At 37.9% G+C, this 22,583-nt stretch carries 21 protein-coding genes; 11 read left to right on the forward strand and 10 right to left on the reverse strand.

Annotated features, from left to right (window positions below):
* Nucleotides 1–634: 634 nt before the first annotated feature.
* Nucleotides 635–1,567 carry a ribosome biogenesis GTPase YlqF gene (gene ylqF, locus H4J66_RS03645; RefSeq protein ID WP_182170738.1) on the forward strand — a complete coding sequence of 311 codons (933 nt, stop codon included), beginning with the start codon at nt 635–637 and terminating at the stop codon, nt 1,565–1,567.
* A 10-nt stretch (nt 1,568–1,577) separates the two neighbouring features.
* Nucleotides 1,578–2,006, forward strand: a complete 429-nt coding sequence (locus H4J66_RS03650) for an HIT domain-containing protein (RefSeq protein WP_182170740.1) — start codon at nt 1,578–1,580, stop codon at nt 2,004–2,006.
* 42 nt (nt 2,007–2,048) lie between these two features.
* Here the strand turns inward: H4J66_RS03650 and megL are convergent, their stop codons facing one another.
* Nucleotides 2,049–3,254, reverse strand: coding sequence for a methionine gamma-lyase (gene megL / locus H4J66_RS03655; protein WP_182170743.1), 1,206 nt, complete (start codon nt 3,252–3,254; stop codon nt 2,049–2,051).
* A 294-nt stretch (nt 3,255–3,548) separates the two neighbouring features.
* On the opposite strand from megL, the gene H4J66_RS03660 reads away from it, so the two are divergent.
* Nucleotides 3,549–5,111, forward strand: a complete 1,563-nt coding sequence (locus H4J66_RS03660; protein ID WP_182170746.1) for a sigma 54-interacting transcriptional regulator — start codon at nt 3,549–3,551, stop codon at nt 5,109–5,111.
* A gap of 19 nt (nt 5,112–5,130) precedes the next feature.
* Here H4J66_RS03660 and H4J66_RS03665 read toward each other — a convergent pair whose 3' ends face one another.
* From H4J66_RS03665 to H4J66_RS03675, 3 genes are all read right to left on the reverse strand, one after another.
* The gene (locus tag H4J66_RS03665) at nt 5,131–5,409 is read right to left on the reverse strand and encodes a stress response translation initiation inhibitor YciH (RefSeq protein ID WP_310650620.1); all 279 of its coding nucleotides are present in this window, start codon (nt 5,407–5,409) and stop codon (nt 5,131–5,133) included.
* A 241-nt stretch (nt 5,410–5,650) separates the two neighbouring features.
* Entirely contained in the window at nt 5,651–6,577 is a 927-nt protein-coding gene (locus H4J66_RS03670) for an electron transfer flavoprotein subunit alpha/FixB family protein (RefSeq protein WP_182170752.1), read from the reverse strand.
* The gene (locus H4J66_RS03675) at nt 6,574–7,326 is read right to left on the reverse strand and encodes an electron transfer flavoprotein subunit beta/FixA family protein (RefSeq protein WP_182170755.1); all 753 of its coding nucleotides are present in this window, start codon (nt 7,324–7,326) and stop codon (nt 6,574–6,576) included. The genes H4J66_RS03670 and H4J66_RS03675 overlap by 4 nt, the downstream gene beginning before the upstream one ends.
* A gap of 306 nt (nt 7,327–7,632) precedes the next feature.
* Between H4J66_RS03675 and H4J66_RS03680 the strand changes: the two genes are divergently transcribed.
* Nucleotides 7,633–9,282: an electron transfer flavoprotein-ubiquinone oxidoreductase gene (locus H4J66_RS03680; RefSeq protein WP_182170758.1), complete on the forward strand. Its 1,650-nt coding sequence runs from the start codon at nt 7,633–7,635 to the stop codon at nt 9,280–9,282.
* A gap of 1,138 nt (nt 9,283–10,420) precedes the next feature.
* Here the strand turns inward: H4J66_RS03680 and H4J66_RS03685 are convergent.
* The 4 genes from H4J66_RS03685 to H4J66_RS03700 form a co-directional block, all read right to left on the reverse strand.
* Entirely contained in the window at nt 10,421–11,194 is a 774-nt protein-coding gene (locus H4J66_RS03685) for a DUF2884 family protein (RefSeq protein ID WP_182170761.1), read from the reverse strand.
* A gap of 51 nt (nt 11,195–11,245) precedes the next feature.
* On the reverse strand, nt 11,246–12,931 hold the full coding sequence (locus H4J66_RS03690; protein WP_182170764.1) for a DUF342 domain-containing protein: 1,686 nt from the start codon (nt 12,929–12,931) through the stop codon (nt 11,246–11,248).
* 37 nt (nt 12,932–12,968) lie between these two features.
* Nucleotides 12,969–13,295, reverse strand: coding sequence for a hypothetical protein (locus tag H4J66_RS03695; RefSeq protein WP_182170767.1), 327 nt, complete (start codon nt 13,293–13,295; stop codon nt 12,969–12,971).
* A 203-nt stretch (nt 13,296–13,498) separates the two neighbouring features.
* Nucleotides 13,499–14,773: a CinA family nicotinamide mononucleotide deamidase-related protein gene (locus H4J66_RS03700; protein WP_182170769.1), complete on the reverse strand. Its 1,275-nt coding sequence runs from the start codon at nt 14,771–14,773 to the stop codon at nt 13,499–13,501.
* A 183-nt stretch (nt 14,774–14,956) separates the two neighbouring features.
* Here H4J66_RS03700 and H4J66_RS03705 point away from each other — a divergent pair, with 183 nt between their 5' ends.
* The 3 genes from H4J66_RS03705 to dapA all read left to right on the forward strand — a co-directional run bounded on the left by H4J66_RS03705 (nt 14,957) and on the right by dapA (nt 17,213).
* Entirely contained in the window at nt 14,957–15,727 is a 771-nt protein-coding gene (locus H4J66_RS03705; RefSeq protein ID WP_182170771.1) for a hypothetical protein, read from the forward strand.
* 128 nt (nt 15,728–15,855) lie between these two features.
* Nucleotides 15,856–16,242: a hypothetical protein gene (locus H4J66_RS03710; protein WP_182170773.1), complete on the forward strand. Its 387-nt coding sequence runs from the start codon at nt 15,856–15,858 to the stop codon at nt 16,240–16,242.
* Between the two features lie 62 nt (nt 16,243–16,304).
* A complete protein-coding gene (dapA, locus tag H4J66_RS03715) occupies nt 16,305–17,213 on the forward strand; it encodes a 4-hydroxy-tetrahydrodipicolinate synthase (RefSeq protein WP_182170775.1) in 909 nt (302 codons plus the stop codon).
* Between the two features lie 7 nt (nt 17,214–17,220).
* On the opposite strand, the gene H4J66_RS03720 is transcribed toward dapA, so the two are convergent.
* Entirely contained in the window at nt 17,221–18,093 is an 873-nt protein-coding gene (locus tag H4J66_RS03720) for an RluA family pseudouridine synthase (RefSeq protein ID WP_220463196.1), read from the reverse strand.
* 124 nt (nt 18,094–18,217) lie between these two features.
* Between H4J66_RS03720 and H4J66_RS03725 the strand changes: the two genes are divergently transcribed.
* From H4J66_RS03725 to H4J66_RS03740, 4 genes are all read left to right on the forward strand, one after another.
* Nucleotides 18,218–18,559, forward strand: coding sequence for a ribonuclease E inhibitor RraB (locus H4J66_RS03725; RefSeq protein ID WP_070374451.1), 342 nt, complete (start codon nt 18,218–18,220; stop codon nt 18,557–18,559).
* Between the two features lie 118 nt (nt 18,560–18,677).
* Entirely contained in the window at nt 18,678–18,890 is a 213-nt protein-coding gene (locus H4J66_RS03730) for a hypothetical protein (protein WP_182170777.1), read from the forward strand.
* 662 nt (nt 18,891–19,552) lie between these two features.
* Nucleotides 19,553–20,791 carry a 3-oxoadipyl-CoA thiolase gene (gene pcaF, locus H4J66_RS03735; RefSeq protein ID WP_182170779.1) on the forward strand — a complete coding sequence of 413 codons (1,239 nt, stop codon included), beginning with the start codon at nt 19,553–19,555 and terminating at the stop codon, nt 20,789–20,791.
* 169 nt (nt 20,792–20,960) lie between these two features.
* Nucleotides 20,961–21,620, forward strand: a complete 660-nt coding sequence (locus H4J66_RS03740) for a lysoplasmalogenase (RefSeq protein ID WP_182170782.1) — start codon at nt 20,961–20,963, stop codon at nt 21,618–21,620.
* Between the two features lie 6 nt (nt 21,621–21,626).
* Here H4J66_RS03740 and H4J66_RS03745 read toward each other — a convergent pair whose 3' ends face one another.
* Nucleotides 21,627–22,559, reverse strand: coding sequence for a LysR family transcriptional regulator (locus tag H4J66_RS03745; RefSeq protein ID WP_182170785.1), 933 nt, complete (start codon nt 22,557–22,559; stop codon nt 21,627–21,629).
* Between the last annotated feature and the right edge of the window lie 24 nt (nt 22,560–22,583).

Here is a 22,583-nt window from a genome sequence, read left to right on the forward strand (position 1 = left end):
TCCCATTCCGAACTCAGAAGTGAAACGCAGTAGCGCCGATGGTAGTGTGGGAGTTCCCATGTGAGAGTAGGACATTGCTAGGCTTCTATTTAGAAAAACCCGTAGCTGATGCTACGGGTTTTTTGCTTTCTGACGTTTAAAAATAAATCATTTATACCTGTAGAGTCGTAGCACCAACATTAGTGTGACTTATGTTCGACATTCTCATGTGAGAGTAGTACATTGTTAAGCTTCTATTTAGGTCGCTCTTTGCCATCTTTGGCAACACGACATTAGTATATTCCTACACGTCAGAAACCCAATTCGAAAGAGTTGGTTTTTTTGTTTTCTGTCGTTTAATAAACTTAGCAAAAATTGCTAATTCTCATCAAAATAAATCAATAGGTAACATTTAAACGTAATACTTTATGGCTAGTCTGGCTTTAATAAGCATGCCTGTGATTAACGTAATGTTTATTTGTATTCTAATCTTTGTAAACTTGCCGCTAAGGCGAGTTAAACTTAATATCTTTCAGCTCGAAAACTTATCTTATAACTGGCGATGCTTGTAATATCATATTTATTTTCAATGTAACGTGTGTATCAATGCGTAACTTGCTAAAATCTACACATTAGTAAATTACTTAGTGTTGTTATGGCTATTAATTGGTTCCCTGGGCATATGCATAAAGCCCAAAAAGAAATAAAAGAAATTCTTCCACAAATCGATGTGGTCATAGAAGTGTGTGACGCTAGATTGCCGTTTAGCAGTGAAAATCCGATGATCACTGAGATCAGAGGTGATATCCCCCTTATTAAAATTCTCAATAAGTCCGATCTTGCCGATCCTGCAAAAACAAAAATTTGGCTAGAATATTTAGAGTCTCAAAAAAATGTCAAAGCAATCGCTCTAACCACAGATAACCCTTCTGTAGCGAAGACACTCCCTAGTCTTATTCGTAAATTAGTACCGAGTAAAAATGAAACGGGTAAACAGATCAACGTTGTTATTATGGGTATCCCTAACGTAGGTAAATCTACTTTATTAAATACTCTTGTTGGAAAAGCAAAAGCTAAAGTGGGTAATGAGCCCGCTGTGACTAAAGGTCAGCAGCGAATTCGTTTAGACGAAGGTCTTTACTTGTATGATACTCCAGGTATGTTGTGGCCAAAAATTGTTAATGAAAACAGTGGCTATCGATTAGCGATTACCAGCGCAGTTAAAGATACCGCCTTCGACCATGAAGATATTGCCTCGTTTGCTGGTGAATATTTATTAGCGCATTACCCGCAACGATTAAAAGAACGTTATGAATTTGACGATACGCCACAAACCGAAGTAGAGTTACTTGAAGAAATAGGTCGTAGACGCGGCTGTGTTAAATCAGGTGGTCGTATTGATTATCATAAAGCCGCAGCAATATTAATCAATGAGATACGCGATAATACCCTGGGCGGCATTACCTTTGAAACTCCCGATATGATAGAGATTGAAACACTTCATTTTATAGAGCTTGAGGCTAAAAAGGTAGCGGCTAGAGAAGCTAAGAAAACTGCCCGCGGTCGCGGTCGTAAAAATAAACGTTAAGAGAGTCTATATGTCTAATACATTTCAACTTCACGCGCTATTACAACGTGACACCATTGAGTTACTTGAGTTACCACTGTCAACACTATTACTAATGAATGATAGTAATTATCCGTGGTTTGTTTTAGTACCTAGGGTCGATGATATTCAAGATATTTATCAACTTGATTGGCAGCAACAACAGCAGTTTCTCAATGAATCAAGCTTGTTAAGTGAAATCTTAATACAGTTATTTAATGGCACAAAAATGAATGTAGCGGCATTAGGTAATATTTGTCCACAACTTCATGTCCATCACATTGTTCGCTTTGCGGATGATATTGCTTGGCCTAAGCCTGTGTGGGGTGAGTTTGCAACGAAGGCTTATACAGAAAGTGAATTAACCTTGTTAAAAGAAAAAGTACTGCCTGCGCTAACTAAAATTATAACGCAGGATTAATACTTTACGGGTAATTATACTTACTCGTTATAAAACGCTAAGTTAGGCAACTCGCTCTTGGCGGTTTTCTATTTGATCTAACGATTGCTTTAGATCGTCAAGTAAATCATTTACGTGTTCTAAACCAACAGATATTCGAATCAAACTATCACTGATACCTGCCGCCACTCTCTCTTCTGGTGTATAAGGTGAATGAGTCATCGAAGCAGGGTGCTGAATAAGAGACTCTGCATCACCTAGGCTTACTGCGATCGAAAATAAACTCATCCGATTTATAAACTCTTCGCCACCTTTTAAATCTGCATTTAATTCAAAAGCGATAACTCCACCGGCCGCTTTCATTTGCGTACCAATAAATTTATAACCGTCATGCGATTTAAGGCCAGGGTAATAAACTTTAGCTATCATTGGGTGACTTTCTAAAAACTCAGCAATTGTTTGTGCATTTGAACAGTGACGTTCCATACGCAGTGGTAAGGTTTTTAATCCTCTCATAATTAACCATGCATCATGTGGGCTCATTGTTGCGCCAATATCTTTAAGTGCCGTTAATTTGATATGTTCTATCATTTCAGCATTACTGCAGATAATACCTGCTACTACATCACCATGACCATTTAGATACTTAGTTGCACTGTGAACAACGATGTCAGCACCAAATTTTCCAGGTTGCTGTAAAACAGGGGTTAGGAAAGTATTGTCAACGATTGAAAGAATACTGTGTTTTTTTGATATAGCTAAAATACGTGCTAAATCTAAAACTACTAAATTTGGGTTTATTGGTGTTTCTAGGAATATAACTTTAGTATTTGGTTTTATCGCTTTTTCAATATTTTCAGGCACTTTCATATCAACAAATGAAACTTCAATGCCGAATTTGGTTAGCATATGACTGATCAATGCATATGAACAGCCATATAAGGCACTAGAGGAAATAATATGATCACCACATTGCAAATTAGCTAATAAGGCGCCAGAAACAGCTGCCATGCCTGTTGCTGTGGCAGCGGCATCTTCCATCTCTTCCATGGCAGCAACACGCATTTCTAATTGTCTTACTGTAGGGTTACCTAATCGTCCATAGATATATCCTTCAGCTTCACCCGCAAAACGGTCGGCGCCTTGTTTAGCGTTTTCAAAAATGAAAGTAGATGTTTGGTAGAGTGGTGTTGCTAAAGAGCCAAATTGCTCATCGTTAATTCGGCCTGAATGGATTGCTTGTGTTTCAACATATTTACTATTTTTCATAAATTTTCTCTTTAATAAGCATTTTGATTGAGAAAATTAACAGGCACTTTGTTATTATTTATAGGTTGCGCCGCTAATTTCTATTATATTGATCCGTTTATTTTACAGCTGCAAAAATAGAGCCAGCAATATATAAGTTATTTATATCAATGTGTTATGTTTTATTTAGTGTATGCCCTCACTGATTTGTAATTAAATTATTACAAATCGATCGCTTATCAGCTATTCTGTAATATAATTAATACATTGTAATTAATATATTACAATATGGCTGTAAAACATTGAGATAAAATAATGAGAATTGAAATTAAAGTAAAAGATCGTATTGGTATAAGCCAAGAAATCTTGGCTATTTTTGCTGATAATCGTTGGAATATACGTTCACTTGAAGTGGTTAGTCACTTTATTTATGTCCACTTTATGTCCAATGAATTAGCATTGTCAGATGTGCAAAATTCTCTGTCACATCGCGATGATATAGTTCATTGTTTATCTGTCGATTTATTACCGACACAGAGACGTGAAGCTCATTTAAAGACCTTATTAGACACTATTCCTGACCCTATACTCGATATCGACCAAAATGGTATTATTGTTATCATTAATACGGCCGCTCAGTCGTTATTAAAAGGTTTAGTGATAACAATTGAGGGACATCATATCGATCAATATATAGATCAGTCCTTTCAAGATATGCTTAATTCTTCAATGAGTAATTTTTCACTTTCATTCCTCGAACATTCTTATTTAGCTGACATCACGCCGATATTTTCAGAACATAGTTCATCGGGTGTTATACTCACTTTACGTTCAATGAACCGCGTTGGTCAGCATATCGCGTTAATACAGAGTCGAGAGCAAGCTGAATTTGATAATATTATTGGTGAAAACTCAGCTATTCGGCTGTTAAAGTCTCAAACACTCAGGTTTTCAGAATTAGAATTACCGGTACTTATCAGTGGTGAAACAGGTACTGGTAAAGAGTTACTAGCTCGTGCTTTGCATAATGCCAGTCGACGTGCTGATGCACCTTTTTTAGCGCTGAATTGTGCAGCATTACCTGAAAACTTATTAGAAAGTGAATTGTTCGGCTATGCGCCAGGTGCTTTTACCGGGGCTCAAAAAGGGGGTAAACCCGGGCTATTTGAATTGGCAGAAACAGGAACTATCTTTTTAGATGAAATTGCAGAAATGTCAGTATATTTACAAGCTAAGTTATTACGATTCTTACAGGACTATAAATATCGTCGCTTAGGTGGCACGAAAGAGTTAACAGCGAATGTGCGTATAATCAGTGCCAGTCACCAACACTTACCGCAACAGATTGAACGACAATTATTTAGAGAAGACCTATTTTATCGCCTCAATGTATTGAATTTGTCGATACCACCACTGCGTGAACGACCCGATGATATTATTTTATTAGCGGCACACTTTATTAAAATGGCGGCGCTTCAAGTTGCACGAAAAGTACCTACTTTAACAGAGCAAGCACTTGCTGCCCTTAAGATATGCCCGTGGCCAGGTAATATTCGCCAGTTACAAAATATTTTATTTAGAGCAGTGGCCCTTAATGATAGTGGTGTTATTGAAAAATCTGATATTGATGGTGCGTTATCACAATTTTCAGCTGTCGTTGTGCCAATAAGTCACAATATTGCTGGTTCTGCTAGCGATGGTGATAATTTTGCTGAGCAGCCTCAATGGTCGGACTGGAATAGTGCTCAAGAAAAATTTGAAGGAGATTTGCTTAAAACGTTGTATCCGCTTTATCCAACAACGAGGAAACTAGCAGAGCGGCTAAAGGTTTCACACAACAAAATAGCAATGAAATTACGAAAGTACGATATAAGCTAGCCCGTTAGATATTTGCTGACTAACCGCCAACAAATTTTACCTTAAAGCCATTGCTCTCAAGGACTTGTTTTATTTGCTCTCTTTTATCGCCTTGCACTTCGATGACTTCACCTACAACACTGCCACCGGTGCCACAGGTTTTCTTTAATTTTGTAGCAAGCTCTTTTAGTGCTTTTGCATCTAGGCCTAATCCACTAATGGTGATGACGCCTTTACCTTTTCTGCCTTTAGTTTCACGTCTAACTTTAGCAAAGCCATCACTGGCTGTTATTGTTTGGGCGTTATTGTCTTGCTTGATACGGCCACTATCTGTTGAATAGACTAATGCACTATCGACTGGTTGCTGTTTGGCTGAATGCTCAGCCGTGGATGTCTCTCTACCAAATGCACCAGCAAGATCGCTAAGACTAGAAAGTTTATTTTTCATGATGTCGATATCCAATTGTTAATTGTCTGAATGGCTAAATAAAAGATAAAAATAAAGCCACTATTAAAGTGGCTTTATTATACCTAGAAAATAAGTCTGAAAACGTTATAGTTTACAGTTTACCTTCAAGCTCTGGTAATACATCAAATAAATCACCAACAATACCGTAATCAGCTACCTGAAAAATAGGTGCTTCGGCATCCTTGTTGATCGCAACAATGATTTTAGAATCTTTCATACCAGCTAAATGTTGTATTGCACCACTTATACCTACAGCTATGTATAAGTCAGGAGCTACAATTTTACCTGTTTGACCGACCTGCATGTCATTTGGTACAAAGCCAGCATCTACAGCGGCACGTGAAGCACCAATAGCAGCGCCAAGCTTATCTGCAATACCTTCAAGTAATTTGAAGTTATCGCCGTTTTGCATGCCACGACCACCTGAAATAACGATACTTGCTGCACCTAAATCAGGACGTTCAGATACAGAGAGTTCATCATTTACATGCGTTGAAATGCCAGCATCTGTTACTGAGTCTACTGCTACAATCTCAGCACTACCATCAGTGGCAACTGGGTCAAAACCGGTAGGACGAACCGTAATGATTTTTTTACTGTCTAAGCTTTGCACTGTGGCAATAGCATTACCTGCATAAATAGGACGAACAAAAGTATCACTACTTTCTACAGCAATAATATCTGATATTTGTGCAACATCTAATAAAGCGGCAACGCGAGGCATAAAGTTCTTACCTGTCGTTAAAGCTGTTGCTAAAACGTGTTCGTAATCAGCAGCAAGTTCTGTTACCAATAAGCTAATGTTTTCAGCTAACTGATGTTCATAAGCTGGATTATCAGCAACAAGTACTTTACTTACACCGTTAACTTTAGCGGCTTCTTGTGCGACACTCTGACAATTACTACCAGCAACTAATATATGAATGTCACCACCAATTGCTTGAGCTGCAGCAACTGTTTTAAGCGTGTCAGCTTTTAATGTGCTGTTATCATGTTCAGCAAATACTAAAATACTCATGAAATCACCTTCGCTTCATTTTTCAGTTTTTCAATTAATGTATCTACACCATCAACAATAATACCGGCTTTACGTGTTGCAGGTGATACAACCTTTATTAATTTTGAACGTGGGCTTAAATCAACGCCAAGATCTGCAGCGGGTTTAACCACTAATGGTTTACGCTTTGCTTTCATGATATTCGGTAATGAAGCATAACGAGGTTCATTTAAACGCAGATCGGTAGTAACAATTGCAGGTAGGTTAAGGGATACAGTTTGTAAGCCGCTATCAACTTCACGTGTTACATTAACTTTATCGCCTTCAACTTTTACAACTGATGCGAAAGTACCTTGCGGCATACCTGTTAAGGCAGCGAGCATTTGACCTGTTTGATTATTATCACTGTCGATAGACTGCTTACCTAGAATGACCAATTGTGGCTGTTCTTCTTCAACAATCTTTTGTAAAAGTTTGGCGATATTAAGAGCGTCTAACTTCTCATCAGTTTCGATTTGAATAGCGCGGTCTGCGCCTAATGCTAAAGCCGTTCTTAATTGTTCTTGGCAAGGTTTGTCACCAACGGATACCACAATAACTTCAGTGGCAACGCCAGCTTCTTTTAAACGAACCGCTTCTTCTACAGCGATTTCACAAAAAGGGTTAATTGCCATTTTTACATTAGCAAGATCAACATTTGAATTGTCTGCTTTTACGCGAACTTTGACGTTATAGTCAATTACACGTTTAATAGGTACTAATACTTTCATCGTAGCCTCTGATTGCGTTTGTTGTGTTTGTATTTATAGTGTAAAGCTAAGGTTTGATTAATTAAACTAACATTAGCAAGTATTTCTCAATATTGCTCCACAGACTAATACTAGACTACGTGAACGTCAACGTAATACGGTGCTTGTCTCGATAAATTGAGCTTAAATAGCTTTTGTCGCAATATCTTTCAATAGAAGATAGTATTTATCAACAAAATATCTATAATGAGTGATATTATCAAACAGGTGTTTGAAAATCAAACGAGTGTTTGATTTTATTTAAATCAATATTTTTTGGGGAAATTTATGGAACGCGAATCGATGGATTTTGACGTTGTTATTGTTGGTGCTGGTCCGTCTGGCTTAGCAACAGCTTGTCGTTTGATGCAGTTAGCAAAAGAAAAAGATCAAGAACTTTTAGTCTGCGTTGTTGAAAAAGGCTCAGAAGTTGGAGCACATATTTTATCGGGGGCTGTTTTTGAGCCAAGAGCGCTAAATGAATTATTCCCAGATTGGCAAGACAAAGGTGCGCCACTTAATACAAAAGTTACCGGCGATGATCTTTATTTACTTAATAGCGAAACCAACGCGATAAAATTACCAAACATCTCTGTACCAAAAACTATGCATAACGATGGAAACTATATTGTTAGCATGGGCAACGTATGTCGTTGGTTAGCAGAGCAAGCGGAAGAATTAGGGGTTGAAATTTTTCCTGGTTTCCCTGCACATGAAGTACTCTATAACGATGATGGTAGTGTTGCGGGTATTATTACCGGTGACATGGGTCTAGATGTTAACGGTAAAGAAAAAGATTCGTTTGTTCCTGGAATGGAACTTCGCGCTAAGTATACTGTTTTTGCTGAAGGTTGCCGTGGTCACTTAGGTAAAGAACTGATCAGTAAATTTAATTTAGATGAAGGTGTCTCTCCACAGCATTATGGTTTAGGTTTTAAAGAGATTTGGGACATTGACCCCGCTAAGCACCAAGAAGGTCTCGTGGTACATACAGCCGGTTGGCCATTAGATCAAGGTGCAACGGGCGGTGGTTATTTATACCATGCAGAAAATAATCAGGTATTTGTAGGTATTATTGTAGATTTAAATTATAGCAACCCGCACTTAAGCCCATTTGATGAATTTCAACGTTATAAACATCATCCAAAAATTAGTCAGTACCTTCAAGGCGGTAAACGTGTTTCTTATGGAGCACGAGCGATGGCAAAGGGCGGTTTTAACTCATTACCTAAAATGACAATGCCAGGTGGTATTATAGTTGGCTGTGATGCTGGAACGATAAACTTTGCTAAAATCAAAGGTAATCACACCGCAATGAAATCCGGTATGTTAGCCGCTGAAAGTATTTTTCAAGTGATCGTTTCCGGTGATGAAGGTGGTAAAGACCTTGCCGATTATACTGAAAGGTTTAAAAACTCTTGGTTATATGACGAACTTTATAGCTCTCGCAATTTTGGCCCGGCTATGCATAAGTTTGGTATGACCTTGGGTGGTGCTTATAACACCATAGATCAAAACCTATTTAATGGTAAATTACCGTTTAACCTCAAGGACGATACGCTTGACCATGACCAGCTTAAATTAGCCTCGGAGTCGGCGGTTATCAATTATCCAAAACCAGATAATAAACTAAGTTTTGATAAATTAACCTCAGTATTTTTGTCAAATACTAACCATGAAGAAGAACAACCTTGTCACTTAAGACTGACTGACGTTGATGTTCCAATTACGGTTAACTTAGCTAAGTATGCAGAGCCTGCTCAGCGTTATTGTCCGGCTGGCGTATACGAAATTGAATCGACAGAGCAGGGTGACAAATTAGTGATCAATGCGCAAAACTGTATTCACTGTAAAACCTGTGATATTAAAGACCCAAGCCAAAATATAACTTGGGTAACACCAGAAGGCACCGGTGGTCCGAATTATCCAAATATGTAAGTTACTATTTGTATGATTTTAATTATAAAAAACCTGCTGATGCAGGTTTTTTTATGTTTAGGATTAAGTCGTTGTGTTGATGATAGTGATGGTTTCAGAGAGTCGGTGAGCGTTTAGTCCTTTAGTCGTCATGCTTAATTCATTTCAGTATCTGATTTTTGTGGTTGTAATTACAGATCCTGAAACAAGTTCAGGATAACGGTGTTGTGTTGAGAATGACGTTGCCTGTCTCAGGATAACGACGTTGTATTAAAGACGACGATGATGCTATCAGCAATTCGGTAATCGTTTAGTCCTTTTGTCGTCATGCTGAATTTATTTCAGTATCTGGTCTTTGTTGTTATCAGTACAGATCCTGAAACAAGTTCAGGATGACGGAGTTGTGTTGGTGATGGCGGCGTTGTGTTGAGAATGACTGTGCCCGTCTCAGGATAACGACGTTGTGTTAAAGACGACGGTGATGCTATCAGGAAGTCGGTGATCGTTTAGTCCTCTTGTCGTCATGCTGAATTCATTTCAGTATCTGGTCTTTGTTGTTATCAGTACAGATCCTGAAACAAGTTCAGGATGACGGAGTTGTGCTGGTGATGGCGGAGTTGTGTTGAGAATGACTGTGCTTGTCTCAGGATAACGACGTTGTGTTAAAGACGAAGGTGATTTGATCAGAGCGTCGGGGATCGTTTAGTCCTTTTGTCGTCATGCTGAATTTATTTCAGTATCTGGTCTTTGTTGTTATCAGTACAGATCCTGAAACAAGTTCAGGATGACGGAGTTGTGCTGGTGATGGCGGCGTTGTGTTGAGAATGACTGTGCCCGTCTCAGGATAACGACGTTGTGTTAAAGACGACGGTGATGCTATCAGGAAGTCGGTGATCGTTTAGTCCTCTTGTCGTTATGCTGAATTCATTTCAGTATCTGGTCTTTGTTGTTGCAAGTACAGATCCTGAAACAAGTTCAGGATAACGGAGTTGTGTTCAGGATGACGGTGTTATGTTCAGGGTTTGGGTTGAGGATAACGACGTTGTGTTGATGATAACAGTGTTGTGTTTAGGTGATTATGCTTGCTCAAAATGAAGGTGTTGTGTTTAGGATGACGGTGCCTGTATCAGGATAATGTTGCTCTTTGGGAGCAATGGAGTTATTTTGTTTGTATCAAATCAAATTCACTTAGTGCAGTGATACTTTGCTGTAATTTAGACTCTAGTTGATCTAACTTCTTTAAGCTTTTACAAAACTGCGCAGCTTTTAATTTAACTTCTTGTGCTCGGGGTTCAATGTCAAGCTGTAAATCCTTTTCCATACCTTTGATACGTTGGTCAAAGGTTTTTACGCGCTGCTCACTACTGCTTTCTTCGTTTGTAGTCATTGCTTCACCAACGGCCATTAAAATAGTGCCAATTGATTCGGTTACGATACTTTCAATTTCTTGTTCAAAGGCGCCAGCAAAAATTTCATCAAAATCAGCAAAATCTTGCGAAGCAATATAATAATTAGTATCGCTATGGTTAAAACGTTCTCTTAAACGGTATTGCATCTCATCGAAGCGCTCTTGAATTTTTTGATGTGAGGCGCTGTTTTCACCAGTTAAACTAGCAATAACTTTGTTTACTGCTTTTAAATCAATATCGACACCTTCAATCGCTATTGCCACTATTTCAGGTATTTGTTTACGAATGCCTTGGCTGTATTGCGTGAGTAATTGTCTTTGCTCTTCATTGAGGGCTATCTCTCGCCCACGAATAAATAATTGTTGATCATTATTAATTTGAACGTAGGTTTGGCTTTCTTTCAAAATACGTACATGAGAAGGATTGATTACCACACCATGATTAAAGTTTATATCGCATTGCTGTGCTGAAGCAGTACTAGCAATTAAGCTCGTTGCAATTAAAGCAAGAGTATTAAATTTCATCGTTTTCCTAATATAACTAAATGATATTAATAGAAGATTTTCAGTAATATTCTATGTATTAACGATAGGATTAAAATGAATTTTTCTTTCTTTATAATTCACTTTAGTTGGTCCATATTCACGACGAGATTTATCTTGGAAATCGCCAACAATCATTTGTACACCGTGATAAAGTTTCTCTGTTGCTTCTACATATACACTTGCCATATAAGTTTGTATTTGTTCTTCAAAAGCTTCTTTTTTGTTAAGGATCTCACCTACGCGATGAGCATGAAACTTATAAGTAGAAACCAGTTTACTGAGCATCTCAGGGTTTACTTTATCGGCAGGCAACTTTTTGAGTTTGTTAACAGCTGATTGTAATTCTGTTGATTTATCAGAATCAACTTTTAATATAAATTCAATATCTTCTAACTGTTCTTTCATTAGATCTACTTTTTTGGAAAAGCTTATAATGGTGCTGCTTCCTGCTGTTGCGCCTACAATACCGGCATGAACAGATTTTCCCGCTTTTATGTAACCAGCGATTAGCTTACCATTAGCTTTATTTTCAGTGCCTAACCAAAGTATCTCTTCAACATCAACAATGCTGTGCATCATTTGGCTTTCAATACGTAAAGAGTGACAATATATTTGAGCATATTGGGCATACTTTGCGAAAATATCACCTTTAGCAGATATATAGGCACTCATTTTAATATTATCGAGAGATTGACCTTCAATGTCTTGTTTTTTACCAATAATACCACTGCCAATAGTAATGTCACCACCAGCTTCTAAGGTTGCTGACTCAACAAAACCACCAATAGTGATATCGCCGGTAGCCGTTACTTTCATACCCTCACAAATATCACCATCAATAATAACACTGCCTTCAAATTTGATATGCCCTGTACTAATATCAACATTTTTTATGCGATAAACCGGGTCAACTTCCATGCCGTTATCAATAACTCTTGGTAAGCCGACCAGTGTTGAGATTAAGACTTTATCATTCTTAGGGCTTATTGTTGTACCTTCGCCAGCGGTTAGCGTGATGTCATCTCCTGCCAGAGGCTCGAGGGGAGAGCCAGTCACAGTAAAACCTTTAACGCCTTCGGTAAGCATAATTTTTTTCGCGAGCGGTTCACCAACTTTTACACAAATTATATCACCTAAATCACGCATATCAACACTTCCATCTTCGCGATCTTTAGGACGTAAAATTCTATCTTGGGCGCTTTGTACTAACCATTTTATTGATGAATTTTTGCCATTAACGGCAATTTTACCGTGGGCAATTTCGCCAGTAATTATAGAGCCAGCAGGTTCTTTCGCGGCTTTATGAGCAAGTTTTAACAATTGCTCTTTGCTAAAGCCTTTGCTGACACCCGCTTCTTGAGCAGAGTTGAGAATGGCCTTAGCGGTTAAATGTTTACCACCAAGCGCTGTTGAAATCTCAGCTGTTGCAGACATTTCATCTTTATCAATGGTAATTGAAATAGTCGCGTCTCTGCGCTCAAGCACTTGATAACTAATTTCTCGACCAGATTTATTCGTTTGAAGAGGTTTTAGAACACTATTAAGTTCCGCGATGGCATTCTTTATATTACCATTATCAACATATAAGTCTTTAAATTCAGAACTTTCTATTAGTTCATGGACGCTGGCTTCTGTTACCTGTATATCATCTTTAACCGGTTGCAAAATAAGGTCAATATTATTTTTTTTATTTGCTACTAAGCTTACTTGAGTCACGCTAGACTTACTCCAATATTACCACTTAAAATATCGATTAAATGTAGTTTTCCTGGTGAATTTTGATGAAAGAGCCAGTATTTACTTTTGAATAATCAATTTTATATTCTTTGTTATCTAATGCTTGTATAAAAATTAATGTTTTATACTCTCCAAAAACGTCTGTTGTACTAACATCAACAACATCTTGATAGGCTTTTTTAGCATCAGCTTTTTTATTTGGAACTTCACCTTTGTAAATACCTATACCACGGTTACTTACAATCACTACAGGGTGACCACCATTTATAATCAGTAAATCAAATTTTCTCATCTTATGGATAATGGTATTACGACCACTCGTGATGAAGTTTTTTTCTATCAAAATATGCTCCTATTTCTACTCAAACGTCTAACAATATTAGTTACCCAAATAACTAATATGCAGCTTCATAATTCTATTCTAGTTTATTTTACCTACAAATATATAAAGATTTGATTTGTGGCGCAATAAAAATCACGTTTCTTGCAATATCAGTATAGTTAATACCTAACGTTAACATGCATACAACATATTAAGGCTATATATTAAAAATAAAGTGGTGTTTGACTACTCTCAATTAATAACCGTCTTATTAAATCAAGAGACCGTGCTGCTACCATACGTTGAAAGTTTTCCCTATTTGCCTTTATACAAAAATATTTGGTGTGTATTTTATCTTTATTACCCCAAGCTATCCAAACTGAGCCAACGGGTTTTTCTTTACTGCCACCCGTTGGGCCAGCGATACCAGAAACGGCAATAACTAAATCAGCCCCTGCTATGGATAATGCACCTTCTGCCATTGCTATTACTGTCTGTTCACTAACCGCGCCATATTGTTCAAGTATATTTTCATCAACATGCAGTAGTTTGCTTTTCATATTATTTGAGTAAGTTACAAAGCCAGCTTCAAACGAAGATGATGACCCTGAAACTTTGGTTATTTCGCTGGCGATTAAACCGCCGGTACAAGACTCTGCTGTCGTTATTTTAAGATTTTTTTGTTGGCATAATTGCAAAACTAGTTCGGCTAAAGAATAAGGTTTATCTTTAATCTCTTCAATGATGTGATCGTTTAATAATGTTTTAATTTTTTGAATAAGATCGACTTTTATTGATAAATACTCATTTTTTTCAACGGTTAACTTTAATTCTATTAATGGCGAAGAAGCGCGAAAACCAACTTCAACTTCTTTAGGCCAATCGGGAAAGTTTTTTAGCAACATTGACTGAAGGGTTGACTCGCCAATACCAAATAATTGTAAGCGAGTAATATCCATTTCCGCGGTGAAGTTTGATTGTGAGGCCAATTCAGGAATTATTTCTTCATCAAGCATTATGTTAAGTTCACGGGGTACCCCCGGCGTACAAAAGATTTGGCAATTATTCAGTGTTAAGGAAAAACCTACTGCGCTGCCAATTCGGTTGGCAATAATATTACAATTTTCTGGCAGCAGGGCTTGCTTTAAATTAGCCTTACCTAAATGAGCATTACGTTGTTCACACCAGCTCTTTAGATGGGCCAGTGCTATAGGATGTTGCTTTAAAGAACGTTGTGTCGCCAACGCCAATGCTTGTGCGGTTAAATCATCTGTCGTTGGACCAAGCCCGCCATTAATAATTAATACATCGGCATCTTTTGTTAAGTGTTCTATTTCCTTTGCAAGTAAATCAAGATCGTCAGCTAAGGTTACTTTTCGACTAATTTTTATGCCAATGGCTTTACATTGTTGAGCGATCATTGCTGAATTACTGTCGACAATATCTCCCGTCATCAATTCATTGCCAGTAAGAAGTAAGTGTACGTTAGCGATGGTCATTTATTAATCCTGTCAATAGGGTGAAAATTACTGTTAGGTTACTGTAAAAGTTGAATTGTTGTTAGTTATTAAAAGTAGGAAAAGTCATTTAAAAAAGTAAAATAAAATTTAAACCTTTTCAATGCCATTGTGTACTTAACCATTATAGCCATTAAAATAGTTAATAAACCCTAAGGAAATTTCATGAAACAGTCATTTAAGAGACAACTTACTTTAGTCACAATTTTATCACTTGCGAGTATTAGCAGCGTATATGCAGAGGTTAAAGATACCATTGAAAAATCATTTGTTGTTGGTGAACAAACAAGTTTACGTTTAGCTAATATAAATGGTGATGTTGATATTCAAGGTTGGAGTAACGATGAAATTAGAATAACAGCAATAGTGACCACGGAAAATCAAACTGATAGAGACCGTATAAACCTTGAGTTTTCTGAAAGTTCTAGGGGGGTTAGTGTTGAAACTACATACCAAAAAAAATCATCTTGGGGGCATAATAATAGCTCTGGCAAAGTTGATTATATTGTTATGGTTCCGTTTGGCGCGGCATTAACCGATATTGAATTAGTAAATGGTTCATTGGTGATTGATAAAGTACAAGGTGACATAAAAGCGAATACAGTCAACGGTACTATTAGTGTGCAAGGCTTAGCTGCAAACCTTGAATTAAATTCAGTCAATGGCAGTATTAATGCAACCTACCAGCAAGTTGGCAACAACATCGACAGCGTAGAACTAACAACGGTCAACGGCAGTATTAAACTTTATATGCTTGGTGAGCTCAATGCCACTATTAATGCCGAAACCATGCACGGTAGTATTGACACGGCATTTGGGCTTTCAAGTGATAAAAAAATGTTTAGTGGTCGTCACTTATCTGGGACGGTTGGTAGCGGCGATATTACGATTAATTTAGAAAGTGTCAATGGTAGTATTAAGGTCTTAAAAAACTAATTTTTCATAAAACGTCAAGCGCTTTATTTAACCACAACAATCAATGTTGTGGTTTTTTTTATTTGGTTGTCGGTGAAAATAATGCACAATAGTATTTATATCTGACAGAGTTATAAGGCGTGTTTTAAGTGAGTGAACAATATAACCGAGCATTATTAGCCGGCCGTTGGTATCGTATGGAAATGAACGACGTCGGTCACCAACTTGTTGAGTATGCTGAGCTTTGCCTTGATGGTAGTTTTGAGTTTTCATTTGTTGAACAAACGTCTCAGGGCGAAATTGTTAGCCAAATTATTGAGTTAGGCGATTGGGGATTAGTGGGAGATATTCACTTTACTATCACACAAGAAGAAGTTGTTGACAGTGAGCATTATCGAGCCGATTTAAATGATGAAAATAACTATCAGGCTTATAAAGTTTTAGCCTTAGACAGTCAAATTTTCAAATATCAGCACATTGTTAGTAATGAAGTGTTTATCCTACGCCGAGTTGTTGATAAAATCGGTCATTGTTAAATTCAGTTATTCTTCAAAAATAAGAAAAATTACCCTTTTACCTAATATGTAGTTGAGAAAAAATGAAAAATATAAAGGCAGCAAGTTTAATTACTGCGATAAAAACCCCTTACAACGCACAGGGTGAAATTGACCTTGTTACTTATGACAAGCTGGTTGCAAAGCAAATAGCGGCGGGTGTTGACGGTATTGTTGTCGGTGGTACTACAGGTGAAGGACACTTATTAAGTTGGGAAGAGCATTTAATGTTAATCGCTCATACCGTTCATCAGTATAGTGACAAACTTATTATTGTTGGTAATACCGGTAGTAATAATACCCGTGAGGCGATTAAAGCCACACAGAATGGTTTTGCCATGGGGATGGACGCAGCATTGCAAATTAATCCTTATTACGGGCGAACCTCAATGGCGGGTGTTGCCGCGCATTTTAACAAAGTCTTAGATATTGGTCCTGCGTTTATTTATAACGTACCAGGAAGAACGGGCCAAGACCTTACGCCTGATTTGATCGAACCTTTGTCAAAGCATAAAAACTTTATTGGTGTGAAAGAATGTGGCGGTAATGACCGTATTGCTTATTATGAAAAGCAAGGTATTGCTTGTTGGTCAGGTAATGATGATGAATGTTATGTTGGTCGCCACCAATTTGGCTCTCACGGTGTTATTTCTGTAACCTCGAATCTGGTTCCTGGCCTAATGAGAACATTAATGGACAGTGAAGATAACGAACTAAATGAACGTTTACAAAGTCTGATGAAATGGTTGTTTTGTGAGCCTAACCCTATTGCCATAAACACCACGTTAATGATGACAGGTGCCGTTCAAGCTAACTTTAGATTACCTTATTTAGCGTTGACACTAGAGCAACGTCAAATCGGTTTTGACCTGTTAGCCAAACTTGAAGCGGCTGAAATTGTTGGTGATAAATTAGCTATGCTTAATGATAGTGATTTTAATTACTGTTCATAAAAAACACTTAGCCAAGAACATTTAATGAGGGCATTAAATGTTCAGGCACTTTAAACGACCGCTGTTCTGCGGTTAGTGGGCAAATAAAATTAAGTGCCACCGCGCACAGCTGTAAGTTAATCGTTTTTTCAATGCTGGCGTCGCCAACTTCCCCGTGTAATCTATCGCCAACCACCGGCATATTAATACTTGCAGCATGACTTCTTATTTGGTGTTTTCTCCCCGTATCAATAATAACTTGTACCAACGAGGTGTTATTTTTTTCATTATAAGCAAGATGACTAAAATGGCTGCTGGCGCTTTTACCATCGACATCACAGGTTAATGTCTCAGGTTGTGGTCGTAAACGATGATCGCCGTGAATAATAATATGATAAATTTTCTCTAAATCATGCTTTTCAAACATCGCACTTAATGCGCGCGCTGCTTTTTTACTATGGGCTATTAGAATTAATCCGGTGGCTGCTCTATCTAAACGGTGAACAATAAATGCGGGGCGCTCAGGGGTTAAATGTGTTTGAGCCCAACGGGCAATCGTGCAGTGATCACTCCACTTTGAACCTTGAGATAACATACCGTAAGGCTTATACCACACGCTATAATCAACATCGTCATTAATTAATAACGCTTCATTAGGCTGTTGGCTTAATACTTGTTCGTCATAATAAAAGTGGAGGGTATCGGTTACTTGTAATGGCTTTTTGATGCGTCGCAAACGCTGTGTGCTTTTACCACGGGTTAACCATAACGCACCTCGTTGAATAGCCTGTTTTAATTGAGCATTACTTAATGAGCATGCTTGGTTAAGTTCGCCAATAATGCTGCTATTTTCTGTATTAACATCGATATGAAGCTCAAATTTATGCAAGGCTATATTCAAGGTGAGTGATTCGTTGGTAAGTTATATCGCTAGTTTACCAAAAATAATCGCTAACTGAATTGGTATTATGTTTTTCATCAGATAAAATGGCGAATTAATGCCTACAAAGATAAGATGAAAAATAATGAACCGTGATTTAGCCCTATTTCCACAAGACAATGTTGGTGATGCCTTATGGCAAATGATGATTGATGGTGATGATTTAAACCAAGCCCGTGAAATTGAATTTTCAGTGATATTTCCTAACGAAGAAGCCGCTTTGAAATTTGGTCAGTTACTTTTAGAAAACAACCAAAAACTCTCTTTTTGTCCTTATGAAGGCAATGATGATTTTCCTTGGGAAATTACCGCTTATCCTTTTGTTGGCGCCAGTTATGAAAATATTAGTTCTTACCAAAATTTATTGATTTCAAGCGCTGAGCCGTTAGGTGGTCAATATGACGGGTTTTATTGCGCGGCTGTTTAACTTAGCGCTCTTATATTAATAAAAGTGCAGAACCATTGAGAACGTCAATATCGGTTGATGATTTTCATTGACTATTACCCAGATGCTGAAGGCTATTTAGCATTAATAAGGCAGCTTTATGCTTGATATAACTCAGTTTGACCTATTAAAAAAAAGCAGTGCAAAGTCCTTTAACGATCAAAAAGCATTGATTAAAAAAGTGATGGCGGGCCGTCAAATGAAATGTGAAACTTGCGGCAGTATACTGCGTTTAATTGTCCCTGAAGATAAAAGTACTCCGGGTGTTTATTGTGGCAAAGGCTGTACCGATATCTGTTTAGACTTTATTTAAGCGATAAAGTAAATTTAACTCACTCGAGCAGAGCGACAAATTTCTTTTATTAATTTATTATTTTCTAACGGTATTTATACGATCGCTTCAGTTTCTAAGACTTCTTACCAATCAGGGAGTATTGAAGCACCAATGCCAGTACAGACTGATTGCCAAGCAGATTCAATAGTTTAATACTCGCAGGTGGCTAAACCTTATTGATTCATCGACCATAACCACTTTTAATTTATCGAGTGCATCACAGGGTGCTCGATTGATAAAGGGCATAGCTTGTCATTTCGCCATATAAATTCAAGGTTGCTGAGCAATAAGTCAACCTTTTGCGCAGTGAGTTGATGGTTGTCCTGTTAGATAATAGTCTTGTCAGATAGCAATGAAGTTTTGTAGTTTTTAACTGAATCAGCTCGAGTAAAACGTCTGTCACAAGGTTATTGTGGGTCAATCAAGGTTAACTTGATATCTTCAATCTATTCGGTGATTTTATCAATAAATCGTTATTCTCAGTAAAAAGAAGGAGAATAGACTTGGCGTTGTCAGCTATTTCTTGTGCTTTTACCAGTAAATAAAAAATAGTTAGATTAAAAAGTGCTTATCATGGCGCTTAAGATTATGCTGAGGTCAGTTAGATCGCAGCACCGATAAACTCAAAAGAGAATATATAGATGAGTGCCTTTTCAACAAAAACTGAAAATAGCGGACAAAATGAAGTCTTTATTTGCGATGCGATTAGAACACCCATTGGCCGTTATGGCGGCTCGCTAGCGACTATAAGGGCTGATGACCTAGCCGCCTTACCCTTAAAAGCATTAATGGCACGAAATCCAACTCTAGATTTTAGCCAAGTAGACGATGTTATTTTAGGTTGTGCTAACCAAGCAGGGGAAGACAACCGTAATATTGCTCGTATGGCAACGTTATTAGCCGGCTTACCTTACCAAGTACCCGCAACAACGCTAAACCGTTTATGTGGCTCAGGGTTGAATGCTGTCGGCATTGCTATGCAAGCGATTAAGTCAGGTGAAGCTGAAATGATTATTGCTGGTGGTGTTGAAAGCATGACTCGTGCGCCTTTTGTGATCGGCAAAGCGGAAAGTGATTTTTCGCGTACTCAAGAAATGTTTGATACGACTATGGGCTGGCGCTTTGTTAACAAAGCACTTGATAGCGCTTATGGTACTGAAAGTATGCCACAAACAGCAGAAAACCTTGCCGAAGAGTTTAACATTAGTCGAGCAGACCAAGACAAGTTTGCTTTTGCTAGCCAGCAAAAAGCGGCGAGTGCCCAACAAGCTGGATTTTTTGCCGAAGAAATAATGCCTGTCAGTGTTATAAAAGGTAAAGAAGAGCCGATTATTTTCTCTCAAGATGAGCATCTTCGCCTAACAAGCTTAGAAAAAATGTTAGCACTCAAACCTTTTGTTCATGCCAAAGGCAGTATTACCGCGGGTAATGCCTCAGGGATTAATGATGGCGCTGCCGCAATCTTATTGGCGTCAAGTCAATCGGTACAAAGAAACAACTTAACCCCGATAGCTAAAGTGCTAGGTATGGCTGTCACTGGTGTACCGCCACGTATTATGGGGATTGGCCCAGTACCGGCAACACAAAAACTATTAAAACGTTTAAACTTATCGCTTGAAGATATCGACCTTATTGAACTTAACGAAGCTTTTGCAGTACAAGCTTTAGCTTGTATTCGCGAATTAGGTTTACAAGATGACGATCCGCGTATTAACCCACAAGGTGGCGCTATTGCCTTGGGGCATCCTTTGGGCATGAGTGGTGCGCGTTTAATAACGTCTGCGGCTCGACAACTACAACGTACCAACAAGCGTTATGCACTTTGTACTATGTGCATAGGTGTCGGCCAAGGCATAGCCTTAATTATTGAGAGAGTTTAAGCCATTTAAAAGCCGAATAGCTGACAAAGGGGGGTAGGGTATACTCCCTTTGTTGTCGGTGCTAATAAATAGCGGCCAGTAGTTTAGCGATATTATCTCGAACTGAATGATGACTTATTTCTGTTTTTCAGTAGATAGTGTTTTTTAGCGAAGGTTTATAGCAAAGAAGATGACAGCAATGACCCGATCCCATTTACTTTTATTTTTGCTTACTGCCTGTGGTTTTATGGTAAGTCTTTTTTTTAAGCCTTATCCGCTGAGCTGGTTAGTAAAAATTTTGCCAATATTAGTGTTATTGCATTTTTCATGGCAAAACATTAGAGGTACTAAAGAACGCGCTCATAAGTTATTTATGCTTGGCTTGGTTTTCTCTATTTTTGGCGATTTCTTTTTAGATTATGACCGAGTTAATTGGTTTGTACTCGGTTTAGCTGCTTTCTTAGTGGCTCATCTTTTTTACATCTTTAGCTTAAAACCCTTAGTAGCCATGCCTATTGTCAGTAAACGTTTACCCGTTATTGGGCTCTATTGTATCTATGGCGTTGGCGTGTTTTTGATCATATATGCTGGCTTAGGCGATTTATTTATCCCGGTATTGGTTTATATAACCATATTGCTATTAATGGGGATCACTACCTTACTTTCACAAAAAGCTAATATTTGGCTAATTATCGGTGGGCTCAGCTTTATTCTTTCTGATTCATTCATTGGGCTTAATCAGTTTTATCATCAAATACCTTATGCGAGTGTTTGGATCATGACTAGCTATTACTTCGCTCAACTGGCATTAGTTAACGGCATGTTTACTCAGGATAATAATTTAGCATAGTTGTGGTTAACTATCGCCTAACTTATCGACAATAAAGTCGATAAAGCATTTCACTTTAGCTGGCATATTTTTTCTACTGGGATAAACCAAGTAAACACCAATGTTTATTGGCATAAAGTCTTCAAACAAGGGCACTAATTTCCCTGTTGCCACTTCTTCACGTAAATTAAATAACGGCATACGAATAATACCTTGTCCTGCTAAGCATAACGAAATCATCATTTCTGAGTTATTACATGATACTCGACTGGTTACATGTGTTTGTGTTACTTGGCCATTCTGGCTGCGGTACTGCCAAGTTTCAGGTGTTTTTAAGTTACGGTAACTGATCATGTGATGATGGACCAATTCATCGGGATGTTTAGGTCGACCATATTGTGTTAAGTACTCGGGAGAAGCGAGTGTTAAGCTGGTTGAGTTCATAAAACGTCGGCTAATTAAGCTTGAGTCTTCAAGTTGCATAGCGGCTCTTATTACAATATCAAAGCCATCAGCAATCAAATCAACTTTATGATCGTTTAAGTCGATGTCTAAGGTTACTTTCGGATACTTAGCCATAAATTCAGCGAGGATAGGCCTAATACGAGAAACACCTATACCAATAGGACAGCTTAACTTTAATCGACCTTGCGGTATTTGCTGACGTCCAGAAAGGCTATTTTCAACGTGCAAAGCATCTTCAATGATCTGTTGGCATTGTTGATAATAGACTTCGCCTTCCGATGTTAAACTTAAAGTTCGGGTCGTGCGGTGCAGCAAGCGGACGCCTAAACGGGTTTCTAGCTTACTAACCTCCTTGCTGATATAAGACGTAGAGTGCTGCATTTTTTCAGCGGCATTGACAAAACTTTTGCTTTGCACAACTTGGACAAAAACAGCTATACCATCAAGTAAGTTACTTTGACTTTGTGAAAAAGAAAATAATGTATTAGCTTTCATATGGAAATAATGTATCTGTAAGTA

It is taken from the genome of Colwellia sp. MB3u-55 (assembly GCF_014076785.1).
Classification (GTDB): Bacteria; Pseudomonadota; Gammaproteobacteria; order Enterobacterales; family Alteromonadaceae; genus Colwellia_A.

Bases quoted from the DNA above. Each gene is read 5' to 3' on its own strand.
- ylqF (WP_182170738.1), top strand. From the start codon at position 635: ATGGCTATTAATTGGTTCCCTGGGCATATGCATAAAGCCCAAAAAGAA.
- H4J66_RS03650 (WP_182170740.1), top strand. From the start codon at position 1,578: ATGTCTAATACATTTCAACTTCACGCGCTATTACAACGTGACACCATT.
- megL (WP_182170743.1), bottom strand. From the start codon at position 3,254: ATGAAAAATAGTAAATATGTTGAAACACAAGCAATCCATTCAGGCCGA.
- H4J66_RS03660 (WP_182170746.1), top strand. From the start codon at position 3,549: ATGAGAATTGAAATTAAAGTAAAAGATCGTATTGGTATAAGCCAAGAA.
- H4J66_RS03670 (WP_182170752.1), bottom strand. From the start codon at position 6,577: ATGAGTATTTTAGTATTTGCTGAACATGATAACAGCACATTAAAAGCT.
- H4J66_RS03675 (WP_182170755.1), bottom strand. From the start codon at position 7,326: ATGAAAGTATTAGTACCTATTAAACGTGTAATTGACTATAACGTCAAA.
- H4J66_RS03680 (WP_182170758.1), top strand. From the start codon at position 7,633: ATGGAACGCGAATCGATGGATTTTGACGTTGTTATTGTTGGTGCTGGT.
- H4J66_RS03685 (WP_182170761.1), bottom strand. From the start codon at position 11,194: ATGAAATTTAATACTCTTGCTTTAATTGCAACGAGCTTAATTGCTAGT.
- H4J66_RS03700 (WP_182170769.1), bottom strand. From the start codon at position 14,773: ATGACCATCGCTAACGTACACTTACTTCTTACTGGCAATGAATTGATG.
- H4J66_RS03705 (WP_182170771.1), top strand. From the start codon at position 14,957: ATGAAACAGTCATTTAAGAGACAACTTACTTTAGTCACAATTTTATCA.
- dapA (WP_182170775.1), top strand. From the start codon at position 16,305: ATGAAAAATATAAAGGCAGCAAGTTTAATTACTGCGATAAAAACCCCT.
- H4J66_RS03725 (WP_070374451.1), top strand. From the start codon at position 18,218: ATGAACCGTGATTTAGCCCTATTTCCACAAGACAATGTTGGTGATGCC.
- H4J66_RS03730 (WP_182170777.1), top strand. From the start codon at position 18,678: ATGCTTGATATAACTCAGTTTGACCTATTAAAAAAAAGCAGTGCAAAG.
- pcaF (WP_182170779.1), top strand. From the start codon at position 19,553: ATGAGTGCCTTTTCAACAAAAACTGAAAATAGCGGACAAAATGAAGTC.
- H4J66_RS03740 (WP_182170782.1), top strand. From the start codon at position 20,961: ATGACAGCAATGACCCGATCCCATTTACTTTTATTTTTGCTTACTGCC.
- H4J66_RS03745 (WP_182170785.1), bottom strand. From the start codon at position 22,559: ATGAAAGCTAATACATTATTTTCTTTTTCACAAAGTCAAAGTAACTTA.